The following is a 20,538-nucleotide window of genomic DNA, read 5'->3' on the forward strand; positions in this document are numbered from 1 at the left end:
TAACTTATATTTATATAACACCTGTTATCGCTACAAAAAACTGATAAACAAAATAACCTGCAAAACCCATTAATACTAATCCTGCTATGATAGAAAAACCTTTAATCATGGAATGGCTCATTACTTTTCTAGTTGTCGCCACAATGGTTAATAATCCTATATCATGTAATAAAATTCCTGTTAAAACTCCTGCTGCGATAACTAAAAAGTTGGTTGGTTCAGCTGCATTATACGAGTTAGTTAATACTGCCCCAAATACACTTAACCAGAAAACAATATTCCCTGGTGAAATGGCAACAAGAAACCCATTACGATAAGTAGACCATAATGATTTATTCGGTTTTTCCCCGGACAATGTAATATCTTTGTCCGCATTCTTAATCGAATCATATCCGATTAGTAACAAGAATACCGCACCAATTAACCACATAGGAATTTGAATAAAAGGTAGTTGGAGAATAGAGGCTAGTCCCAAATAGAGCGCTAAAATCAAAAAGAAGTCAATGGTCATTCCTCCTAATCCAACAACCCAGCCGTGCATAAATCCATTTTTAAGACCTTGTTTTGTCATTTCTACTGTAATTGCCCCAACTGGCATTGCAACAGCAAGCCCAGCTATGATATATGTAAAAAACAGTGTCATAAACCTCACACCTTCGTAAAAGAGTAGGTTCTATCATATCATAAAAATGTGAATATTTATACAAATATCATTATAATTATTAGTTAATCTTTTTTTGTTTTTACAATAAAGAGTTCATGTTTTAAAAGATGCATTCCTTATTTAGAAGCGTATTAGTTAGTTGTATATAGTAATTTTCTGAAAGGCGGGGTACAAAAAAAGATCGTATGTAAACGATCCTTTTATACTAGTTCAATTAGTATCTAATATGCTATTACCTCTTCTTAAGTTACATAAATCAACACGTCATTATTTGAAAGTCTCAATTGTAGAAACCCATTCCATAAATTGTTTATATGAATAATAATTTGTTCCATTTAACTCTATTTTCGGCGCATTCGGATACTTTCTCAATAATTCTTCAATCTCATTTTTATTTAGGTTTAGATAAAATTCCAAATCACTTTCTTTTATTAAAAGATTATATTTATAACCTTTTTCTGGATGGCCAACATTCTGCAATCCTTTTCCGACAAAATATCCCATAAGAGCTAATCCTATGGCTAAAAAGATTAAACCGTTACCTAAACCAGATACCTCAATTTCCATATGATCTCCTCCATTTATTACTTGTTCGACTCTCTCCCTGTTAATTTAACTCAATACCTTGTCTACTTTACCCTCGTCTTCCCCCGACTTTATGATAAATAGACATGACGACCCAAATAGCAGTTGGAAGTGCAATCGCTCCAATCATCCCAGAAGTTAAGATACTAACTGTATTCCCCGTCCCATAAACAAATAACAAAATGATAACCACAACTAATAAGAGAAGAAATAGTATCATCTTCACTAGATTGACTAATCCTCTTCTTCCTTCTACCTTCCACTGGTTATTGTATGTTGCGATTACAGTCATGGCTGTTGGGATGGCAAATATACTAAGAATAGCAGCTACTGAGAGAAGGATTGTTTTTAAGCTACCAGAACTTATTATTGCTCCAAGCCATAGGAGTATTGTTATGAAAACAAATGGAATTGCCAATTTTTTCATGGAATCACTTGAATTTTTATACTTTTCAACCGTTGTCTCCCGGTCCGTATAAATTGGTTTTGTATTAGGGAGTGCCCGAAATAAATGAATATTTCCTTCTGAGGTAACATGCGACCACCCAGAAGATGAAAAGAAGTCAAAGTATTCTTCTTCTTCCCCTTCTTTTAATAAACGATAATCTATACTGTAGATATAATCTGAACTTTCCCCTTTTTCAAGTGTATATCCCATAAACTTAAAATCACTGACATGCCAGCCTTTCAAAGAATAGCGGCGTAACTTTTCCATGTCCTTCTCCTCAGAAAAAGCTAACCCACCTGAGGTAATATACTTTGTTTGTCTCATTGTTCACCCTCCTCGAGTCCAGTCTCTGCTAATTGAATCATTAATTTCCTTATAATTAATTCCTCTTCTAACACTTCTTTCCCCTTTTCAGTAAGCAGATATGTTTTGCGTCTTGAATCAGATTCATCAAATAAATAAATCAACTCTTGTTTTAATAACTTTTTAATAATCGTGTACATGGAAGCAGGACCTACACTAATTGCTCGATTTGTTGTTTCTTCAATTAAGTTCATAATAGCGTAACCATGCCTTGGTTTAGTTAAAGCAGCCATGATATAAAACATTGAATCTGTCAATTGCTCCGTTTTCTTCAACCCATCACCCTCTATTTTTAAGGTATATCATAAAGTGATATATATCTAAAAACAATATATCATGATGTGATATATATGTCTATAGTTATATCATAATTTGATATATTAATATGTGATATTTTTTAAATAAAAAAAGACCTACAATGGGCCTTTCCCTAAATCTAAGTATACAGAACAGAACACTCTTGCTTTAGCTAACAGGATACCCCTCGCCATAACGAGAGGTATCAACTTTAAATACGGAACCGGAATACTTTGTTAATAAGTGGATACAGAAATTTAACCCCTCTTTTCGTTAGCATATCACCGACAATATGTGAAAGATAAGCTATCGTAGAAATAAGAGCCAAACCATCGACTTCGATGTTAACTTCTAATAAATAGGACATATACCACCAGTAAATTAATGCCCAAATGGTATGTGTTGGGCCACGGTGTGCAAACCACCCAACAACCCCAATGTATAAGGCAAACATCACTAACCAGCCCAACTCATTTGTTGTGGCATAGTATAGAAGGAGCAAACCTATGATGCTCATCAGGATATTTTTCAAAGTTTCTTGACTCCTTAGGGAAAATCCTAAAATAACCGCTCCCCATCCCAAAAGAAGGAGTTTATTTTGTTGATTAAACCAGCTTTCATCTAGGTAATACAAGGAATTTATGTCTAAAAGAAGGGTTAGCAAAGACAATACCATCAATATTCCAGCAAGAAATACTCCACCCTTTTTAATTTGTTTAGCTGTCTTCGTTACTCCTTTATTTAACAGATTATTGCCATCTAAATCAGGAGCAAGAGAAGCAACACCTGACGCTACTAAAATGACAGGTATTGTATCAATTGTATGACTAATGGATGCTACTGCTCCTATTCCTAACCCGACCGTTAAATGTGTTCGACCTTTCATGTTGTCACCTCTCTTGTTGCTGTTAAAAATTTAGTCATCAAAGCACATTTCTCTCAGCAGCTGTTTTCATAAATAACTTTCAGCTTTATAACTTCAAAACACCAATTACATCTAAAAATACAATAATAATTGCAACAGGTGCGACGTATCGGATAATTAAAAACCAAACTGCAAACAATTTTTTACCAAATTTAGACCCTGAACTTATTTCCTCCAATAAAACCTTCTTTGGAATTTTAAACGAAACAAAAATCGAAATGAATAAAGCGCCTAATGGCATTAATATATTGGATACGAGGTAATCGGATAAATCAAACATTGTTTTACCAAAAAGTGTAAACTCACTTAATACCCCAGAAGATAATGCAGCTGGGATACCTACGATAAAAATGAGTATACCCGTAATCCAAGTTACTCTCCTTCGTTTGGCTAACTTTCCTTTTGTAACGGCTGCAACAATAATCTCTAACATAGAAAATGCTGAGGTTAACGTTGCAAATAAGAACAGTAAAAGGAAGACAAATAGAAAAAATGCTCCAAATGGCATTTTGTCGAATACAGCAGGTAGAACGACAAACAATAACCCCGGACCTTCTGCAGGTTCAAATCCGAAAGAAAATACGGCAGGGAAGATTGCTAAACCAGCCAAAAGTGAGATAAAGATATTCATCATAACAATCATAAATGCAGATTTAGGTAAATCTTCCTTTTTGGGTAGATAAGAACTGTATGTCACCATGACGGAAACCCCTACACTAATAGAGAAGAAAGATTGTCCTAATGCAAATAAAATTGTTTTTGAATTTAAATTAGAAAAATCAGGATAAAGAAAAAAAGAAATTCCTTCACTCACATTATCCAGTGTTAAGGAACGAATAATTAAAATAATAAATGCAATAAATAATGCTGGCATCATAATTTTACTTGTACGTTCAATCCCTTTTTGAATCCCTTTTGATACAACGATAATGGTGATTGCCATAAAAATGAATTGAGCAACCATTGCAAATAAAGGATCGGCTATAAAGTCATTAAATAATGCCCCATACTTGTTATCAGGGTGTCCAGATAAATTACCTACTAACGTTTGAACAAGATAGAGAAGAATCCACCCGCCAACAACGCTATAAAAAGAGAGAAGAATAAAACAGGTGACCATTCCTAATATACCGATAAAATGCCAATTCGTATTCGGTGCAAAGGTAGTATACGCTCTTACCGCATCCTTCTGTGAACCCCGCCCAATAATGAATTCCGCCAGTAAGATTGGCATTCCAACAAATAACGTAAAAATTAAAAAGATGAAAAAGAATGCTCCGCCACCAGAAACTCCTGCCATATAAGGGAATTTCCAGATAGCTCCTAGACCAATTGCTGAACCAGCAGTTGCTAATATAAATCCAAGTTTTGAAGTCCATTGTTCGTGATTTTGTTTCATTATTTTCTCCTTGTTATGAAAGTTATGTCCGTTTATTGAAACGAATCAAAGAAAGCATATACTATGTATTTCATTTGTTATGATAGCAATTTTTTACGTGATGCTGCTCTATTTTAAAGCTTAGAAAATTGCTTTCTTAGATTTTCAGGAGTAAATGGTAATTCATCTGGTTCATCCGTCTCCCAAACTTCATAAGTCTCATCATTCAACTTTTTCCTAATTTGATCTGCATCATAGATTTGTAGATTGTATATCCAGTTGGCCATCATTAAAACAGAAGCCATGTGAGCTCCTTCTGACGTTGTTCCACAAATATCCCTCACTAAATTCACCTGGTAATCCCGATAATATGCATCCATTACGGTTGACATAACACAACAATCTGTCAGAACGCCACCAATGATTAAATGCTTAATATGAAGATTTTTAAGCACCAATTCTAAATTAGATTCATAAAACCCGCTATAGCGGTATTTATCAATAATAATATCGCCCTGTTCAGGTTTAATCTCATCTGCAATTTCAATCGAACTAGAATGAGAATGGTAATAAATTGGTTCACCATTTTCGTCTAACGGTTCACCAGCAGCCAGTCCAACTGCATCCGCTCGATTAATATGTCGTGTATAGATAATCGGCACCCCTTTTTCTCTACATTCCTCAATCAGATTAGATGCTCGATCAAGAATTCCATCCATATCTTCAATTTCTGAAGTGCCCTCTTCTTTTTGAAGATCAATTAATAAAAGTGCAGTCTTGGCAAGATCCAAACGGTCTTCCCCCTTCCCCATTTTTGATCCTACATTCATTGTACCGGATTTATCCGCTAGATTAAAATAATGAGATATAGAGACTTTCCCTTTCCTTACTAGTCGCTTCCCTTTTACACCTAAACATTTTTTCTTGTTTGACCTCCGAATCCATCATTCCTAAAGAACTTCAAAATAATGGAAAGGGATTGAATGATTAATAGCCTGCTAGTAAATATCATATCAAAAACGCCCAGATTTTTCTGAGCGTTTTTATCCGTTATTCATTAGGTACTCCCTTAAAAAACAGGTTGTTCCTGTCTTATTTTCCCTAAAAAATATTTAAGTTGTTTATTCGTACGATTTAGCATATCCTCGTCAACAATCGGATTGTCCGTTGACATATCTAACTGGCTATCCTGAAAATAAAGCCCTTTTAAGCTTTGACCTTTTACAGATGCCAGTAGGGGTTTCAAGGCATATTCCAATGCTAGTAGATGGGATGGGCTCCCACCTGTCATCACTGGAAGTACTGGAGTGTCTTGTAATACATCTTGCGGAAGTATGTCAAATAATGCTTTTAACACACCTGAGTAAGAAGCTTTGTACACTGGGGACCCAACGATAACACCTTTAGCTAGCTCTAATCGCCTTGCAATTTCCTTAATTTCTGGACTTTCAAAGTTTCCAAAAAGTAAGTCTTTCGCATCGACACCTTTTACCGATATTTGTTTAATCGAAAATCCTTCCCGTTTCACTAAGTCCCCTAGATAATAAAGAATCCGTTCCGATTTTGATATCGAAGAAGGACTTCCTGAAATAATGACAATATCACTCACGCCCATTCCCCTCTCTTTTTAATAATTGTTATCCCTAACAAAGAGGGATAACACGTTTAGTAGTTTTCTAAAGCTTTTTCCAAATACTCAATGCCGACTTCCGTTACTGCTCTAAATGCATTCCCTTGGCCAATTTCCACAACCGGAACATGACGCACCCCATATTTTGCTTCTAAAATATCTCTTCTATCATCATGTTCCGTTACGTCAATATTTTGATAAGGAAGATTTTTTTCCTCTAAATACGTTTTTACCTCATTACAAAAACTACATCCTTGCTTAGACCATACTACAATAGATACATCTTTTGCCATTATTTTCATCTCCTATATTAATTTAATTTTTAATAGATTGTTTTACATAACGATTTTCTGGTATTGGTAGCCCTAAATTTCCTCGTAATGTGTCACTTTCGTAGTTTCGATTATAGTAACCTTTGTTTTCTAAGATTGGAATAACGTTTCCGATAAAATCATCATATTGCTTACCGATTACTGGCATACTTAGGACAAATCCATCTGCAGCATGATTCTCCACCCACTCAATCATTTTGGTAGCTACTTGTTCATACGTGCCGAAGAAATCACCTTTTGGCGTTGCTACTCGTAAAGCCACTTCCCGTAATGTTAAGTTTTCTTTTTTAGCCATTCTCTTAATTTCATCTGTAGTTGATTGGAAACTATTTTTCCCGACGTCGCCAATTTCTGGGAAAGGGGCATCAAGTGAATAGGCACTGAAATCAAAGTGATCAAAGTAACGCCCTAGATAATTCAATGCTTCCTCAATACGTAATAAGTTTTTAATTTCATTATACTTCTGTAAAGCTTCTTCTTCCGTCGCTCCGACGATTGGTGATAATGCCGGTAATATCAGAACCTCTTCTGCTTTTCTACCATTTTGTACAACTTGGGCTTTCACATCCCGGTAATATTCCTGCCCAGCTTCTAATGTAGTAGAATGTGTAAAAATAGCTTCTCCGTGTTTTGCGGCAAAGGCTCTACCTGTTTTCGATGCACCAGCCTGGAAAACAACTGGCTGCCCTTGTGCGGAGCGATCAATATTCAATGGCCCTTGTGCCGTAAAAAATTCCCCTTTATGATTTAATCGATGCATCTTATCTTGCCTGAAGAATTCACCTGTTTCGCGATTTCTTACAAATGCATCATCTTCCCAAGAATCCCATAACCCTTTTGCGACTTCCAAATATTCATCCGCCATTTTATAACGTAAAGAATGCTCTGGATGATTTCCTTTATTAAAATTGGATGCACTGCCTTCCAGTGGAGACGTTACAACATTCCATCCAGCACGGCCACCTGAAATTTTATCCAATGAAGCGAATTGACGCGCAATATTAAATGGTTCACTGTACGTTGTCGAGACCGTCCCAACCAATCCAATTTTTTCCGTGACCGCTGCAAGTCCGGATAACAACGTCAATGGTTCAAATCGATTTAAAAAATGAGGAATCGATTTTTCATTAATGTGTAATCCATCCGCAATAAACACAAAGCCAAATCCCGCTTCCTCTGCCTTCTTTGTAATAGATACATAATGGTTAAAGTTAATACTCCCATCAACAGGGACATCCTCAGATTTCCATGAATTCATATGGCCGCCCGGACCTTGAATCAAGATCCCAAGTTTAATATTTTTTTTAGACATGTTACCCACTTCCTTCTTTTATGTTACTTCTCTAGTAAATCCATCCCATACCATTTCTCAGAGAGTTCAGATATCGTTCCGTCTTCTTTAAGCTCCTCTAACGCTTGATTAATCTCTAAAATGAAAGCATCGTTTTCTTCTGTCTTTTTAAAAGGTAGTGCAACAGGCTGATCCCCAAACGGCTCTCCAACAACCTCTAAAGGGATGCCCTTTTCGTTAATTTGTGCTAGCAAAATCTCTCTTCCGGATACAAAAGCATCTATTTTCCCATTGGCAACTTCGGTAAAAATAACATCGTTAGACTCATACGTAACGATTTCATAATGATCATCTGGGTATGTTTCTTTTAAAACATTTTCATAGTTTGATCCCAATACATTGGCTACTTGTTTTCCATTTAGATCATCCAACGACTGAATACTATTGTTTTCTTTACCAGTAGCGATTACTGTCTTTGAGCTATAATAAGGGTCCGTGAAATGATACTTCTGTCCTCTTTCTTCAGTTGCAGCAAAATTGGCCACTGTTTCCACTTTACCGGACTCCAAATTCGCTAATATTCCATTCCAATCGGTTAACACCCACTCTATTTCATAACCGATATGGTCAAAAATTGCTGTAATAACATCTACACTAAAACCTTTTAACTCACCATCTTCTTTGAAATACTGTGGATAACCGTCTGGCCCCGCTCCTATTTTTATAACCTTTTCGCCGGATGACTGGGCCCCTCCACTACTTGCGCAACCTACTAAAAAGAACACGAGTATCGTACTAATCAATATCGTTAATTTTTTCATCTATTTTTCTCCCTTAAATCATGAATTAGTGACACGATGCTTTATATAGTTTACTTTTTAATCTTCTAACAAATCCACATCAAACCATTTCATAGATATCTCGGAAAATGTCCCATCCTCTATAAGCTCTTCTATCGTTTGATTAATTTCTAAAATCAATGCATCATTTTCCTCCGTTTTTTGAAATGGTAAAGCAACTGGTTGATCCCCGAATGGCTCTCCTACAATTTGAAGCGGAATGTCTTTTTGACTAATTTGCGCCAGCAATTGTTCTCTTCCGTAGATAAATCCATCTACCTTTCCTGATGTAACATCTGTCAAAACAACATCATTCGATTCATAAATAATAAGTTCGTAATTTTCTTCTGGATAATTTTCTTTTAACACATTTTCAAAGTTTGTTCCCATAATACTTGCCAATTGCTTCCCCTTTAAATCATCTAATGACTGAATCTTAGGGTTATCTTTCGCTGTAGCAACGACTGCTTTCGAGTTATAATAAGGATCTGTGAAATGATACTCTTCTGCTCTTTCTTTTGTTGCGGCAAAGTTAATGGCCGTATCCACTTTTCCAGATTGCAGGTTAGCTAAAACTCCATTCCAATCCGTTAACACCCATTCCACTTCATAGCCCATTTTTTCAAAAATAGCATAGAAAACATCCACAATAAAACCCTTAATCTCTTCATCTTCCTTAAAAGTATGTGGAAAACCATCAGGTACTGCCCCTACCTTAATGACTTTATCCTCAGATGCACTGCCGGATTCTTCGGTACTAGCACTTTCTCCACATCCCGTTACCAAAAACAGAAATAATGCCGAAAAGAATATCAATTTTTTCATTTATTTATCCCCTTTGAATCATGAATGAATGACATTATACTTGATACGGTTTACTAATTCGCTGTTCATACCATCCCTGCAACTGACTGTATAAGAAGGTAATGATCCAATAGATAAGTCCCACCGCCAAATATGCTTCAAAAAACCTCAAGTTCGCCGATGCAAGCAATTTCCCTTGTGCTAATAATTCTGTAACCCCAATCGTAAAGGCTAAGGATGAATTTTTAATGAGACCAATGAACATATTTCCTGTAGCTGGTAACGCATTTCGGACGGCCTGTGGTAAAATGATTCCCCTCATCGCTTGGGCATAACTCATCCCTACTGATGTGGCAGCTTCTGCCTGCCCCCTATCTACAGACTCTAACCCAGCCCGGAAAATCTCAGCTAAATATGCTGATGTATTTAAACTAAAAGCAGCAATCGCCGCAGCTCCAGCCCCCAATTCATTAAAAATCGGGAATATCTGTGGAAGTCCAAAATAAATCATTAATAGCTGAACAAGGATGGGCGTCCCTCTGAAAAAGGATATATATATTTTTGCTAAATGCAAAACAACTGGCACTTTATTTACGAGGATGATAGAAAGAATAACACCAATAATAACCGCAATCATCATAGAAATAATCGTTATATATAATGTGATTGGCAAATATTTAAGTAACTCTGGAATAATTTCAATTACATAACCGAGATCAATATTCAATAGAAACACCTCCTTCATCCATTACAACTATTCAACACTTTGCAAACTCAAATGACCTAACAACTCAAATGACTTCAAACGTTTTTCTTCATTTAAAATTGGCGTATGCAAGATGAACTCATCAATCTGATAAGCATCCGCTAACCAATCTAACTCTTCTTTTACAAACGTAGGGGTTCCAGCAATCATTTCCACTTCTCGTTCTGTTACTTCAAACGGCTCATCTGTTTGTTTCCGGAATTCTTCAACTTGCTCAGGCGATTGCACAGAAACGGAACGACCACTGCTAAGCGTAATTTTAAATATCTTATAATTGCGAGCCTCTTCCTCTGCCTCATCCTGTGAAGCCGCGGCAAATGTAGCGACAGAAACGATAAACTTCCCTTTAGGATGAATATCACGATAAACTTTAACAGCTTCATCTAAGATAGAGTCGCTTCCATTCAAAAATCTTGCAAACACAAAATTCATACCTAATTCCGCTGCAAGTTTCGCACTGTTTGTACTGGCACCTAAAAGAAAGGTAGGCAATACTTCTTTTGGTCTTGGTAATGCTTTTACGCCAAATAACGGATGGGTTTCATCTAACGAATTATGGACCAATTTCTGTAACGTAAGTAATCTTTCGTCAAAATCAATGTCACTCCCAGTAGCTCCGTAACGTAATGCTTTCGTGGATAGTGAAAATCCACCTGGCGCTTTTCCTAACCCAAGCTCTACTCTCCCTGGTTCGAGTGTTGCTAAAAGGTGGAAGTTTTCAACAACTTTATATGGACTATAATGTTGCAGCATGACACCGCCTGAACCAAGTTTGATAGATGACGTTTTGGCTAGTAAATGTGAAATCAACACTTCAGGTGAAACTCCCGCTACATCGTCAGATTGATGATGTTCCGAAACCCAGAAACGATGATATCCCCATTTCTCTGCATGTTGTGCAAGATTAATTGAACTTTGTAAAGCATCCACAGCTGACTTCCCCGGAAAAATTGGACTTTGATCAAGTATGCCTAATTTGTAATCCATTTCTATTTCCCCTCTTTTCCTCTAAAAAATCACATAAGCATTGCCTTAGTATTTTCCCCATAAAATTCATGATGAACTTCCGTTTGTCTATGAAAATCCTTTAAAAATTGCTTCGTTCGTTCCATTGTTGGATGATCAAATATTTCCTTTGGCGTCCCCTGTTCCACAATCACTCCATCTGCCATAAAAATGACCTTATCCGCTATTTCACGAGCAAAGTTCATTTCATGCGTAACAATAATCATTGTCTTTTGTTTGTTGGCAATTCCTGAAATGACCCGAAGTACTTCTCCCACCCATTCCGGATCAAGAGAAGAAGTCGGTTCATCGAAGAGAATGGCATACGGGTTCACAGCAAGTGCTCTTGCTATCCCAACCCTTTGTTGCTGTCCACCAGATAAGGAAATCGGATATTGATTTTCCTTTTCTAATATTCCGACTTGCTTTAGTAAATCCCTTCCCATTTGTTTAGCATCATCTTTCTTCATCTTTTTTGCTACAACTAAAGGATGGGTCACATTCTCTAATGCCGTTTTATTTTTAAATAGATTGTAATGCTGAAAAACCATAGATGTTTGCATTCGTAGTTTGCTGACTGCTGCTCGATTTGCCTGCTTTACATCTACCGCAACATCACCTATTTCAATTTTTCCACCATCAGCCTTTTCTAAAAAATTTAAACAACGTAAAAGTGTAGATTTCCCAGAACCAGAGGGCCCTATAATGACGACCACTTCTCCTTTGTTTACATTAAAACTAATGTCCTTCAATACGACGTTATCCTTAAAACTCTTCCGTATATTTGATACTTTTATCATAGACATCCACCTTTTTATTGTTGTGAATTCTTTCATGAGTATACCAACCGATTTACTTGGTTTTATAAGTTGAATATTAGTATAGCATTCTTTTAAACTGCCAACAATAGGCTGAGTTATAGATATTTATCCCTTTACTTATAGAAAAGTTCTATATAGGTTAGTCTAATCATTAAATACCATTTCCCCTTGAGCCTTTGATAGTTGGAATAGTTCATCATAATATACCGGCTTTTCCTGACGATAAAAAATCATTTGCGTTTTCAAACATACATTAGATACAACTGGTAAATTAATCATTACTAGTTTTCCAGATACAACTTCTTTACGAACACAAATCTCCGGTAAAAAACCTACTCCAGCATGATTTAAAATTAACCCTTTTGCCGTTTCTAAACTATCCACTTCATAAGCAATGTTTGGCTTGTGATGAAGGTTTTTAAATAAGTTTGTAATCATCGTCCAATCTAGTGAACCACATTCATAAAATACAATTGGCTGTTCCGCCAGTTCATCTACATGTATACTTTCCATTTGAGCAAATGGGTGCGTCGGTTGAACAAATAAGCAAATCGGGCTTTCAAGTACCTTTGTTTTATGGATGGAAATATGCGAGCTGGAGCGAACAAAACCAATATCTACCTCACAATTTAATACTTTATTTTCTATTACCTCGGTCGTACCTGTAATCAATTTAATCTGTACATTTGGGTGTTGTTGTTTAAATTTCGGTAACACATGAGGTATTAAATAATTCGCAATAAGCCCTGTACAGCCAATCACTAATTGATCCGTGGTCGCATTATCCTTTAATCGTTTTTTTCCATTTTTATAGGATTGAATAATCAACTCTGCATATGGTAAAAATTCCTTACCTTCATTCGTTAATATAAGTCTTTTACCAACCCGTTCAAAAAGTTTCACGTCCAACTCCCGCTCCAACGATTGAATACGTGAAGAAACAGATGGCTGAGACAGAAATAATGTCTTCGCAGCCTTATTTACACTCCCAAAATGATTGACAAAAACAAAAGCCTCTAGGTTTTGAATATTCATCTAAATTCTCCCCCCGTGAATAAATAATATTAATTATATCAATTTACTATGGTTAATTCTCGTGTTAAGTTTCTTGAGGCACTTGGAACTCGAAGACAACAAAAAGCTCTACTCCCTTATTCACTAAGAGGTAGAGCTACTTTTTAATCCACTTCATGTTGAGTACTTTTCTTTTCTTTCCGTTAATGATACGATGCCATACATTACAGCTGTTAGCAAAATTGTAGGATAGACCGCACCAATATAATCCGTAAATAAAGGCAATTTCATGATGGAAAGATAAAAAATGACTCCCACGACCCACACTAGAATTGCTTTTAAGTTTACCCCTTTATAATACCAATATAGTCCGCCTTCTTTTTCTAAACTTGCCACATCATATTGGCGTTTTCGAATGAAGAAATAATCAGCCACTAGAATCCCCAACAAGGCACTTAGCGCCATCCCAACAAAATTTAGAAATCCCATGAACGTATCCAGGAAACTATTCATATAAAGAGGTACAAGCATAAGAATTCCTGATAAAATTGTGACAGCCCAAATCGAATGCAATGGTTGAATTTTCTTAGTCATATTTGTAATGGAAATACCTGCTGCAGTTAGATTAACCACGTTTGTTGTAACACTTGCAACAATAATGAGCAACAACGCAATCCAACCAAGCCCCATTCCACTGACAAGGGAGCTTGGGTCAGCGTTATCTGGATTGAATTCTCCAGTGGACAACACCATGCCAATCGTTGCGACCACACCAACAAAAATAAACCACACAAGAGAAGAGGTTGCACCTAATAACGGTGCGACTGTTGCTGCTTTTGGAGTTCGCGTATACCTTGTAAATTCCGCAATTCCGAGTACCCATGCTAAACTAAATGCAGCCATTGTATCAACAGCGATACCAATTGGCATCGCATTTTCAGGGGAAGGTCTCCAGCTTATCACATCCGAAAACGAATGCTCCTGAAAAACAATAATCGTAACGAGAATACCTAAAGCAAGGACAACGACAAAGCCAATTCTCTCGGCAATTTTAACCGATTTCCTTCCAAGAGAAACCGCAAGAAGATTCAATACAGTCATTATAAAGATTCCTAGAATCATAGATTTGGCGCCGCCAGATTCCCCGTAAGTAGGCCAGCCAAAAAGATCATGTAAAATAAAACTCATCGAGATAACAGCAATAAATGTATTTACAACTGTCCAACCAGCAAACACCAATGTATTCAAAATGGTCGGTAATCCGCTTCCCTTAATACCAAATGCTGGGCGAGTCAGTGCCATTGTTGAAACACCAATTTTATAACCCATATACCCAATTAATGCTAAAATTACATAGGCAATTGGATTAGCAATTAGTCCTACAAGAATGGCACCGCCAAATGCCGCTCCAGCAACAGATCCACCAAGATACCAGGAGGCATTATTCGTGTTCGCACCAACCCAAAGAAATACCATATCCCAAAACCCCATATTTCTCTGTCCACGAGGAACACTTTCTGTGGCATAATACTCTACAGATTCCTCATCTAACTTTATCTCTTTTTTATTATATAACTGCTTATCCTCATTAGCTTCCACGCCTTCACTTCTCTTTCATTTTAGTATTTTAATTTCAGGAATAAATGGTGATTATCTGGTTCATTGGACTTCCGAACATGGTAAGATTTCTCAACGATAATGAGTTCCAAGATTCAGATAAAGCTTAAAATAAAATTCTATCCTATAAGTATATTCCCTTTTTCCATCCTCTTTAAACCTTAAAAATATAATGAATTATTTCAAATGTGACGATTGTAAAAATTTATACTTAGATTAACAGTGCGGTTTAGTTGCTGAAATTCAGGATATATAGAGAGAATTTTTAATAGACTATAATAATTAAGTAAGAATAAGTATTACCTTTTTAATCAGGACATTCAATTATTACCTGAAAGGAGTTACTCATGAATATTGTGAATAAAGATGTTGTAATCGATATACAACCCAAAAACTCTTCTATTGTTGAGAGCTTGTCTATGAAAATATATACAAATAATCCTTCAATGAAATATAGAATTGTAACAACAACCAAAGATGACCAAAATAAATTATTCAGTTCATCTGCTACGTTTATTACAGATGAACATGGTGTAATTGATTTGGCGAGTCAATCTCCAGTTGAAGGAGATTATAACGGAGTTGATCCCATTGGGTTGATGTGGTCGATGAAATGTAAAAATAAGAAAGAGGGTATGTATGTTAAACACACGTCCAAACCAGTAGAGGTTGAATTTCAAATGTATAAGGGTGAACAATTCATTACTTCTAAATCCATGACGCGTACGTTTTATTCAGAGGATGTTGAAAAAGAAGTCATAGAGGAAAACTCTATTGTTGGTACTGTTTATTACCCTAAAAGGGCCGGACATTACCCTGCCATCCTAATTGTGGGAGGATCTGATGCTTCAGTGCATGAATCAGCAGCAGCAATGTTGGCTTCTAAAGGCTATGTCGTTTTAGCTCTTGCTTACTTTGGAAGAACAGGATTACCTAAAGGGATTGAAAACATTCCACTTGAGTATGTCGATCGATCAATTCAATACTTAATAAGCAGGTCAATGGTTGATAAGAATAAGGTTGGAATTATCGGACATTCTCGTGGTTCAGAATTGGCATTGCTCTATGCTCTTCATTTTCAAAAAGTGAAAGCCGTGATTGCGGTTGCACCAAGTGCTGTGGTATTTCCTGGTGTGGTTAATTATCAACCCGTTATGAAACCAGCTTGGACAGTGCAAGGTTCACCAATAGCTTATTTTAAAGCAAAACGAACAGTTGGAGATACATGTTCTTTCTTTTATCACTGGATCTTTAGAAAGCCGTATTCTGGTTTGCAGCCAATTAAACGAAACTTACAAGATGAAAAGCAATTTGAAGCAAATGCGATACCTGTACAAGACATTCAAGCCCCGATGATGTTTTTTGCTGGAACCGATGATCATATTCAACCAGCTGCTTTTTTCACGAAAAGAATGGAAGAACAGTTGCAACATCATCCTTTTAAACAACGAAACAGGTTTATTTATCATGAGAATGCTGGACATTTTTCTGCATTCCCGAGTGCGTTGCCTAACCTTCCTCAAACAACGGGAGATACCAACTATAACATGACGATGGTTTTTGGAGGAACAAAAAAAGTTAATGCTAAAACAGCTCAAGATTCTTGGGAACAGACATTAGATTTTTTAAAGGAAAATTTAAAGTAAGGGTTGTATTTAAAAGTATGTATTTTTTATTATTCTTATTGTGCTAACTGGTGGAAGGGGATATCTGGAAAACAAATGGGGACAAAAAAAATTGAGAAAATTTTTAATCGAGCTATAAAATCAAAGCAAGTACATGAGTGCATTCTATTTGTAGAAAACATGAATGGAGATTTTTCATATAAAAATGAGTATAGGGGCAAGAATATAGACGTACCGTTACTTATGGCAAGCATCACAAAATTGTTTACAACTGCTTGTATTTTAATATTGCGGGAACAAGGTAAGCTGTCACTAGATGATGAGGTAAAAGAATATTTCGATAGCAGCACACTCAGTGGACTTCATATTTACAATGGGCAGAAATATTCTTCAAAATTAACAATCTCTAGTTTATTGTTTCAAACAAGCGGACTGCCGGATGCCTTTGAAGAAGGTAAAAATAACCTTAAAAAACGTGTTCTTCGTAAAGATATGCACTTCAACTTTGATGAGATGATAACACTGACCAAAGAGTTGGAATCGCACTTTCCACCTGAAACAATGAAAAGAGCCCATTATGCAGATATTAACTTTGATATGCTGGGAGAGATAATCGAAACCATTACTAATTCCCCATTAGAAGATGTATATAAGACTTTCATTTTCCAACCTTTGGGGCTTGAGAAAACATATTTACCTAAAAGTGAGCATGACATTGTTCCAAGTATTTATTATAAAGAAACCGCCATTTCCCGCCCGAAGTTCATCAAAAGTTGTCGTGCTAGTGGTGGCGGTATTAGCACAGCTCGTGAATTGATGATATTTATTAAAGCCTTCTTTGGTGGGAAATTGTTTAAAAAGGATGTTTTTCATCAACTAGAAAAATATAATAGGTTACAAACTTCCATGTATCCCATTCAGTATGGCGGTGGCTACATGCGATTACCATTAAATGGTCTTGCAACACTTTATATGGGCAAAGGAGGGCTACTTGGACATTCGGGCTCAACGGGTTCATTTGCATTTTATTTTCCTGAAAAAGATTTGTTTTTAGTAGGGGATGTAAATCAGTTGGCGAATCCAGCATTACCAATACGACTTGCGTTGCGGATTGCTATATCAATCAAATGATATCATAGTTAAAATACTATTATGAATGAAATAAAGCCTAATTTCTCAATTTTAGGTCTGAGAAATTAGGCTTTTATATTAGAATTACTTTAACGTTATAGATTCGATTTCCTAATGATACCTATGTGAAACTAGCTTGCTTTTAAGTTGAACATACAGGTTATCATGGGAGGGTGGCAATACCTAGAAGCATTAAGGATATAAGCATTTGAACCCTCTCGCTTCTTAGCGTCTTAAATACTTCTTTGAATATAAAAATGGCTCCACAGGTAGGATTCGAACCTACGACCGATCGGTTAACAGCCGATTGCTCTACCACTGAGCTACTGTGGAATAATCAATACGCGCCCTAGAGGATTCGAACCTCTGACCCACAGCTTAGAAGGCTGTTGCTCTATCCTGCTGAGCTAAGGGCGCAAAATGAAATTATATAATAACATACATTATTGTATGGAATATGAACCAACAAAGAAGAAATTTATAGGAATGGGCCTGAGTGGACTCGAACCACCGACCTCACGCTTATCAGGCGTGCGCTCTAACCAGCTGAGCTACAGGCCCATTTTAATAATGGAGCGGGTGATGGGAATCGAACCCACGACATCAGCTTGGAAGGCTGAGGTTATACCATTTAACTACACCCGCATTTATAATATAATTCTTACTCTAATTTTATTCCCGACCATATGACTCTACATCTGCTAGCATACTCAAGGTAGTGTATGCTTCGAGGCAACTCGTTGCGGATTCGGTAGATGTAACGCTCGTGGCTGAGGTTATACCATTTAACTACACCCGCATAGTTTTAAAATCATTTTATATTAAATGGAGGAGGTAGAGGGATTCGAACCCCCGCGCGGTTTGACCCGCCTGTCGGTTTTCAAGACCGATCCCTTCAGCCAGACTTGGGTATACCTCCATATTATTATGTATTCTTCAAATGGACCCTGCAGGACTCGAACCTGCGACCGATCGGTTATGAGCCGATAGCTCTAACCAACTGAGCTAAGGGTCCAGATTTATAATCATTTTATATGGGGCGATCGGTGGGAATCGAACCCACGGATGCCGGAGCCACAATCCGGTGCGTTAACCACTTCGCCACGACCGCCATCCTATTATTTTTATGGTAGCGGCGGAGGGGATCGAACCCACGACCTCACGGGTATGAACCGTACGCTCTCGCCAGCTGAGCTACACCGCCAAAATAAAAAATGGAGCCTAGCGGGATCGAACCGCTGACCTCCTGCGTGCAAAGCAGGCGCTCTCCCAGCTGAGCTAAGGCCCCGTATAATGGTCGGGAAGACAGGATTTGAACCTGCGACCCCATGGTCCCAAACCATGTGCTCTACCAAGCTGAGCTACTTCCCGAGTTATTGGCTGGGCTACTAGGATTCGAACCTAGGATACACGGGATCAAAACCCGATGCCTTACCGCTTGGCTATAGCCCAATAATTTATGGCATACATAAGAAGGTTTCAGCGGACACGCTAGTTACCTATCGTTGTATCATAAAAGTGATGAGCCATGAAGGATTCGAACCTTCGACCCTCTGATTAAAAGTCAGATGCTCTACCGACTGAGCTAATGGCTCGTATTAAATACTCTTAGCTACTAATTCAAGTTAATATGTTAATGACCCCTACATCTACTAGCTTATTCAAGGAAGCTAAATGCTTCGGGGTTACTCGAAGCAAATTCGGTAGAAGTGTTGCTCGTTGCTCTACCGACTGAGCTAATGGCTCATACTGTAATTTAATGGTGCCGGCCAGAGGACTTGAACCCCCAACCTACTGATTACAAGTCAGTTGCTCTACCAATTGAGCTAGGCCGGCATATGGCGGTCCGGACGGGACTCGAACCCGCGACCTCCTGCGTGACAGGCAGGCATTCTAACCAACTGAACTACCGGACCATAATTTGGTTGCACTTTACACCACTACTGATTTCCAATTAACTTATGATGAGTATTCAACGAAGCGAATTGGAACATTTTGGTTGCGGGGACAAGATTTGAACTTGCGACCTTCGGGTTATGAGCCCGACGAGCTACCAGACTGCTCCACCCCGCGATATGAGATAATATTTTTTTTCAACATACATCTTGATTAATTAATCCCTCAAGACGCAACCTCTCATCTACTAGCATAATCGATGGTGTTAAATGCTTCGAGGTTACTCGCAGTTTATTCGATAGAAGTAACGCTCGTTGCTCCACCCCGCGATGTGAGATGATATTAAATTAAGATGTAAATGGTGGAGGATACAGGGCTCGAACCTGTGACCCCCTGCTTGTAAGGCAGGTGCTCTCCCAGCTGAGCTAATCCTCCGACACATAGGATAGTGCATGTGTTGCGACAAATCTTTACTGTGGGACGAGTAATCAAAGTCTCAGGACATCGCGTACCTAACATGGCTTCCTTGAATATGGTGACCCGTACGGGATTCGAACCCGTGTTACCGCCGTGAAAGGGCGGTGTCTTAACCGCTTGACCAACGGGCCAGTTAAATTTTTCCAGTTTTTGACAAATAAATAATTCCACAGGTAGATTCAAATAGTTAAACTTCAAATCTACGACCAATCAACTAATAGTCGTTGTTCTACCATTCAGGTACTGTGAAACAAATTTATTGCCTGGCAACATCCTACTCTCGCAGGGGGAACCCCCAACTACCATCGGCGCTGGAGAGCTTAACTTCTGTGTTCGGTATGGGAACAGGTGTGACCTCTCCGCCATTATCACCAGACAATAATATTAAATTAAGGTTTATACCTTAAAAACTAAATAAGAGTAAATTAGACATCTAAAGAAGTTAGTTAAGTCCTCGATCGATTAGTATTTGTCAGCTCCACGTGTCGCCACGCTTCCACCTCAAACCTATTAACCTCATCGTCTCTGAGGGATCTTACTCATTTAAAATGATGGGAAGTCTCATCTTGAGGGGGGCTTCATGCTTAGATGCTTTCAGCACTTATCCTTTCCACACGTAGCTACCCAGCC

At 37.6% G+C, this 20,538-nt stretch carries 19 protein-coding genes, 17 tRNA genes and 2 rRNA genes; 2 read left to right on the forward strand and 36 right to left on the reverse strand.

Annotated elements, in window-relative coordinates; all coding sequences use genetic code 11:
• Positions 1-10: 10 nt before the first annotated feature.
• The 17 genes from A9178_RS06625 to A9178_RS06705 form a co-directional block, all read right to left on the reverse strand.
• On the reverse strand, positions 11-643 hold the full coding sequence (locus A9178_RS06625; RefSeq protein ID WP_068673539.1) for a LysE family translocator: 633 nt from the start codon (positions 641-643) through the stop codon (positions 11-13).
• Positions 644-931: 288 nt separating this feature from the next.
• On the reverse strand, positions 932-1,231 hold the full coding sequence (locus A9178_RS06630; protein ID WP_068673541.1) for a hypothetical protein: 300 nt from the start codon (positions 1,229-1,231) through the stop codon (positions 932-934).
• Between the two features lie 67 nt (positions 1,232-1,298).
• Positions 1,299-2,021: a DUF2812 domain-containing protein gene (locus A9178_RS06635; protein WP_068673543.1), complete on the reverse strand. Its 723-nt coding sequence runs from the start codon at positions 2,019-2,021 to the stop codon at positions 1,299-1,301.
• A complete protein-coding gene (locus tag A9178_RS06640) occupies positions 2,018-2,335 on the reverse strand; it encodes a PadR family transcriptional regulator (protein ID WP_068673545.1) in 318 nt (105 codons plus the stop codon). The genes A9178_RS06635 and A9178_RS06640 overlap by 4 nt, the downstream gene beginning before the upstream one ends.
• A gap of 233 nt (positions 2,336-2,568) precedes the next feature.
• On the reverse strand, positions 2,569-3,243 hold the full coding sequence (locus tag A9178_RS06645; RefSeq protein WP_068673547.1) for a metal-dependent hydrolase: 675 nt from the start codon (positions 3,241-3,243) through the stop codon (positions 2,569-2,571).
• Between the two features lie 85 nt (positions 3,244-3,328).
• Complete coding sequence (locus A9178_RS06650; RefSeq protein ID WP_068673549.1) at positions 3,329-4,681, reverse strand: sodium-dependent transporter; 1,353 nt, start codon at positions 4,679-4,681, stop codon at positions 3,329-3,331.
• A 113-nt stretch (positions 4,682-4,794) separates the two neighbouring features.
• A complete protein-coding gene (locus A9178_RS06655; RefSeq protein WP_082918120.1) occupies positions 4,795-5,451 on the reverse strand; it encodes a cysteine hydrolase family protein in 657 nt (218 codons plus the stop codon).
• Positions 5,452-5,729: 278 nt separating this feature from the next.
• Positions 5,730-6,269, reverse strand: coding sequence for an NADPH-dependent FMN reductase (gene ssuE / locus A9178_RS06660; RefSeq protein ID WP_068673553.1), 540 nt, complete (start codon positions 6,267-6,269; stop codon positions 5,730-5,732).
• 56 nt (positions 6,270-6,325) lie between these two features.
• Positions 6,326-6,583: a glutaredoxin family protein gene (locus A9178_RS06665; RefSeq protein ID WP_068673555.1), complete on the reverse strand. Its 258-nt coding sequence runs from the start codon at positions 6,581-6,583 to the stop codon at positions 6,326-6,328.
• Between the two features lie 22 nt (positions 6,584-6,605).
• A complete protein-coding gene (locus A9178_RS06670; protein ID WP_068673557.1) occupies positions 6,606-7,934 on the reverse strand; it encodes an LLM class flavin-dependent oxidoreductase in 1,329 nt (442 codons plus the stop codon).
• 23 nt (positions 7,935-7,957) lie between these two features.
• Positions 7,958-8,734, reverse strand: coding sequence for a transporter substrate-binding domain-containing protein (locus A9178_RS06675; protein WP_068673559.1), 777 nt, complete (start codon positions 8,732-8,734; stop codon positions 7,958-7,960).
• Positions 8,735-8,791: 57 nt separating this feature from the next.
• Complete coding sequence (locus A9178_RS06680; protein ID WP_068673561.1) at positions 8,792-9,577, reverse strand: transporter substrate-binding domain-containing protein; 786 nt, start codon at positions 9,575-9,577, stop codon at positions 8,792-8,794.
• A gap of 34 nt (positions 9,578-9,611) precedes the next feature.
• Complete coding sequence (locus A9178_RS06685) at positions 9,612-10,283, reverse strand: amino acid ABC transporter permease (RefSeq protein ID WP_156520714.1); 672 nt, start codon at positions 10,281-10,283, stop codon at positions 9,612-9,614.
• A gap of 27 nt (positions 10,284-10,310) precedes the next feature.
• A complete protein-coding gene (locus tag A9178_RS06690) occupies positions 10,311-11,309 on the reverse strand; it encodes an LLM class flavin-dependent oxidoreductase (protein WP_068673565.1) in 999 nt (332 codons plus the stop codon).
• Between the two features lie 29 nt (positions 11,310-11,338).
• Positions 11,339-12,127 (reverse strand): amino acid ABC transporter ATP-binding protein, encoded by a 789-nt coding sequence (locus A9178_RS06695; protein ID WP_068673567.1) that lies wholly within the window; start codon positions 12,125-12,127, stop codon positions 11,339-11,341.
• A 165-nt stretch (positions 12,128-12,292) separates the two neighbouring features.
• Positions 12,293-13,183, reverse strand: coding sequence for a LysR family transcriptional regulator (locus A9178_RS06700; RefSeq protein ID WP_068673569.1), 891 nt, complete (start codon positions 13,181-13,183; stop codon positions 12,293-12,295).
• Between the two features lie 153 nt (positions 13,184-13,336).
• Positions 13,337-14,761 (reverse strand): cytosine permease, encoded by a 1,425-nt coding sequence (locus tag A9178_RS06705; RefSeq protein ID WP_231889800.1) that lies wholly within the window; start codon positions 14,759-14,761, stop codon positions 13,337-13,339.
• A gap of 365 nt (positions 14,762-15,126) precedes the next feature.
• On the opposite strand from A9178_RS06705, the gene A9178_RS06710 reads away from it, so the two are divergent.
• Positions 15,127-16,425: an alpha/beta fold hydrolase gene (locus A9178_RS06710; RefSeq protein ID WP_068673571.1), complete on the forward strand. Its 1,299-nt coding sequence runs from the start codon at positions 15,127-15,129 to the stop codon at positions 16,423-16,425.
• A 75-nt stretch (positions 16,426-16,500) separates the two neighbouring features.
• Positions 16,501-17,535, forward strand: a complete 1,035-nt coding sequence (locus tag A9178_RS06715; protein WP_068673573.1) for a serine hydrolase domain-containing protein — start codon at positions 16,501-16,503, stop codon at positions 17,533-17,535.
• Positions 17,536-17,793: 258 nt separating this feature from the next.
• Here A9178_RS06715 and A9178_RS06720 read toward each other — a convergent pair.
• From A9178_RS06720 to A9178_RS06810, 19 genes are all read right to left on the reverse strand, one after another.
• Positions 17,794-17,868: transfer RNA gene (locus A9178_RS06720), tRNA-Asn, on the reverse strand.
• Between the two features lie 10 nt (positions 17,869-17,878).
• A tRNA-Arg gene (locus tag A9178_RS06725) sits at positions 17,879-17,952 on the reverse strand.
• A 70-nt stretch (positions 17,953-18,022) separates the two neighbouring features.
• A tRNA-Ile gene (locus A9178_RS06730) sits at positions 18,023-18,096 on the reverse strand.
• Positions 18,097-18,106: 10 nt separating this feature from the next.
• Positions 18,107-18,180, reverse strand: a tRNA-Gly gene (locus A9178_RS06735).
• Positions 18,181-18,361: 181 nt separating this feature from the next.
• Positions 18,362-18,454, reverse strand: a tRNA-Ser gene (locus A9178_RS06740).
• Positions 18,455-18,476: 22 nt separating this feature from the next.
• Positions 18,477-18,550 (reverse strand) — tRNA-Ile (locus A9178_RS06745).
• Between the two features lie 20 nt (positions 18,551-18,570).
• Positions 18,571-18,646, reverse strand: a tRNA-His gene (locus tag A9178_RS06750).
• 16 nt (positions 18,647-18,662) lie between these two features.
• A tRNA-Met gene (locus tag A9178_RS06755) sits at positions 18,663-18,739 on the reverse strand.
• 11 nt (positions 18,740-18,750) lie between these two features.
• Positions 18,751-18,823: transfer RNA gene (locus A9178_RS06760), tRNA-Ala, on the reverse strand.
• 6 nt (positions 18,824-18,829) lie between these two features.
• Positions 18,830-18,906, reverse strand: a tRNA-Pro gene (locus tag A9178_RS06765).
• Between the two features lie 6 nt (positions 18,907-18,912).
• Positions 18,913-18,987 (reverse strand) — tRNA-Gln (locus tag A9178_RS06770).
• 70 nt (positions 18,988-19,057) lie between these two features.
• Positions 19,058-19,130, reverse strand: a tRNA-Lys gene (locus A9178_RS06775).
• A 165-nt stretch (positions 19,131-19,295) separates the two neighbouring features.
• A tRNA-Thr gene (locus tag A9178_RS06780) sits at positions 19,296-19,371 on the reverse strand.
• A gap of 3 nt (positions 19,372-19,374) precedes the next feature.
• A tRNA-Asp gene (locus A9178_RS06785) sits at positions 19,375-19,451 on the reverse strand.
• 80 nt (positions 19,452-19,531) lie between these two features.
• Positions 19,532-19,608, reverse strand: a tRNA-Met gene (locus A9178_RS06790).
• Between the two features lie 182 nt (positions 19,609-19,790).
• A tRNA-Val gene (locus A9178_RS06795) sits at positions 19,791-19,866 on the reverse strand.
• 98 nt (positions 19,867-19,964) lie between these two features.
• Positions 19,965-20,039 (reverse strand) — tRNA-Glu (locus A9178_RS06800).
• A gap of 130 nt (positions 20,040-20,169) precedes the next feature.
• Positions 20,170-20,284, reverse strand: a 5S ribosomal RNA gene (rrf, locus tag A9178_RS06805).
• Positions 20,285-20,350: 66 nt separating this feature from the next.
• Positions 20,351-20,538: ribosomal RNA gene (locus A9178_RS06810) — 23S ribosomal RNA — on the reverse strand; the annotation flags it as partial.

It is taken from the genome of Oceanobacillus sp. Castelsardo (assembly GCF_001659985.1).
GTDB lineage: Bacteria > Bacillota > Bacilli > Bacillales > Amphibacillaceae > Oceanobacillus.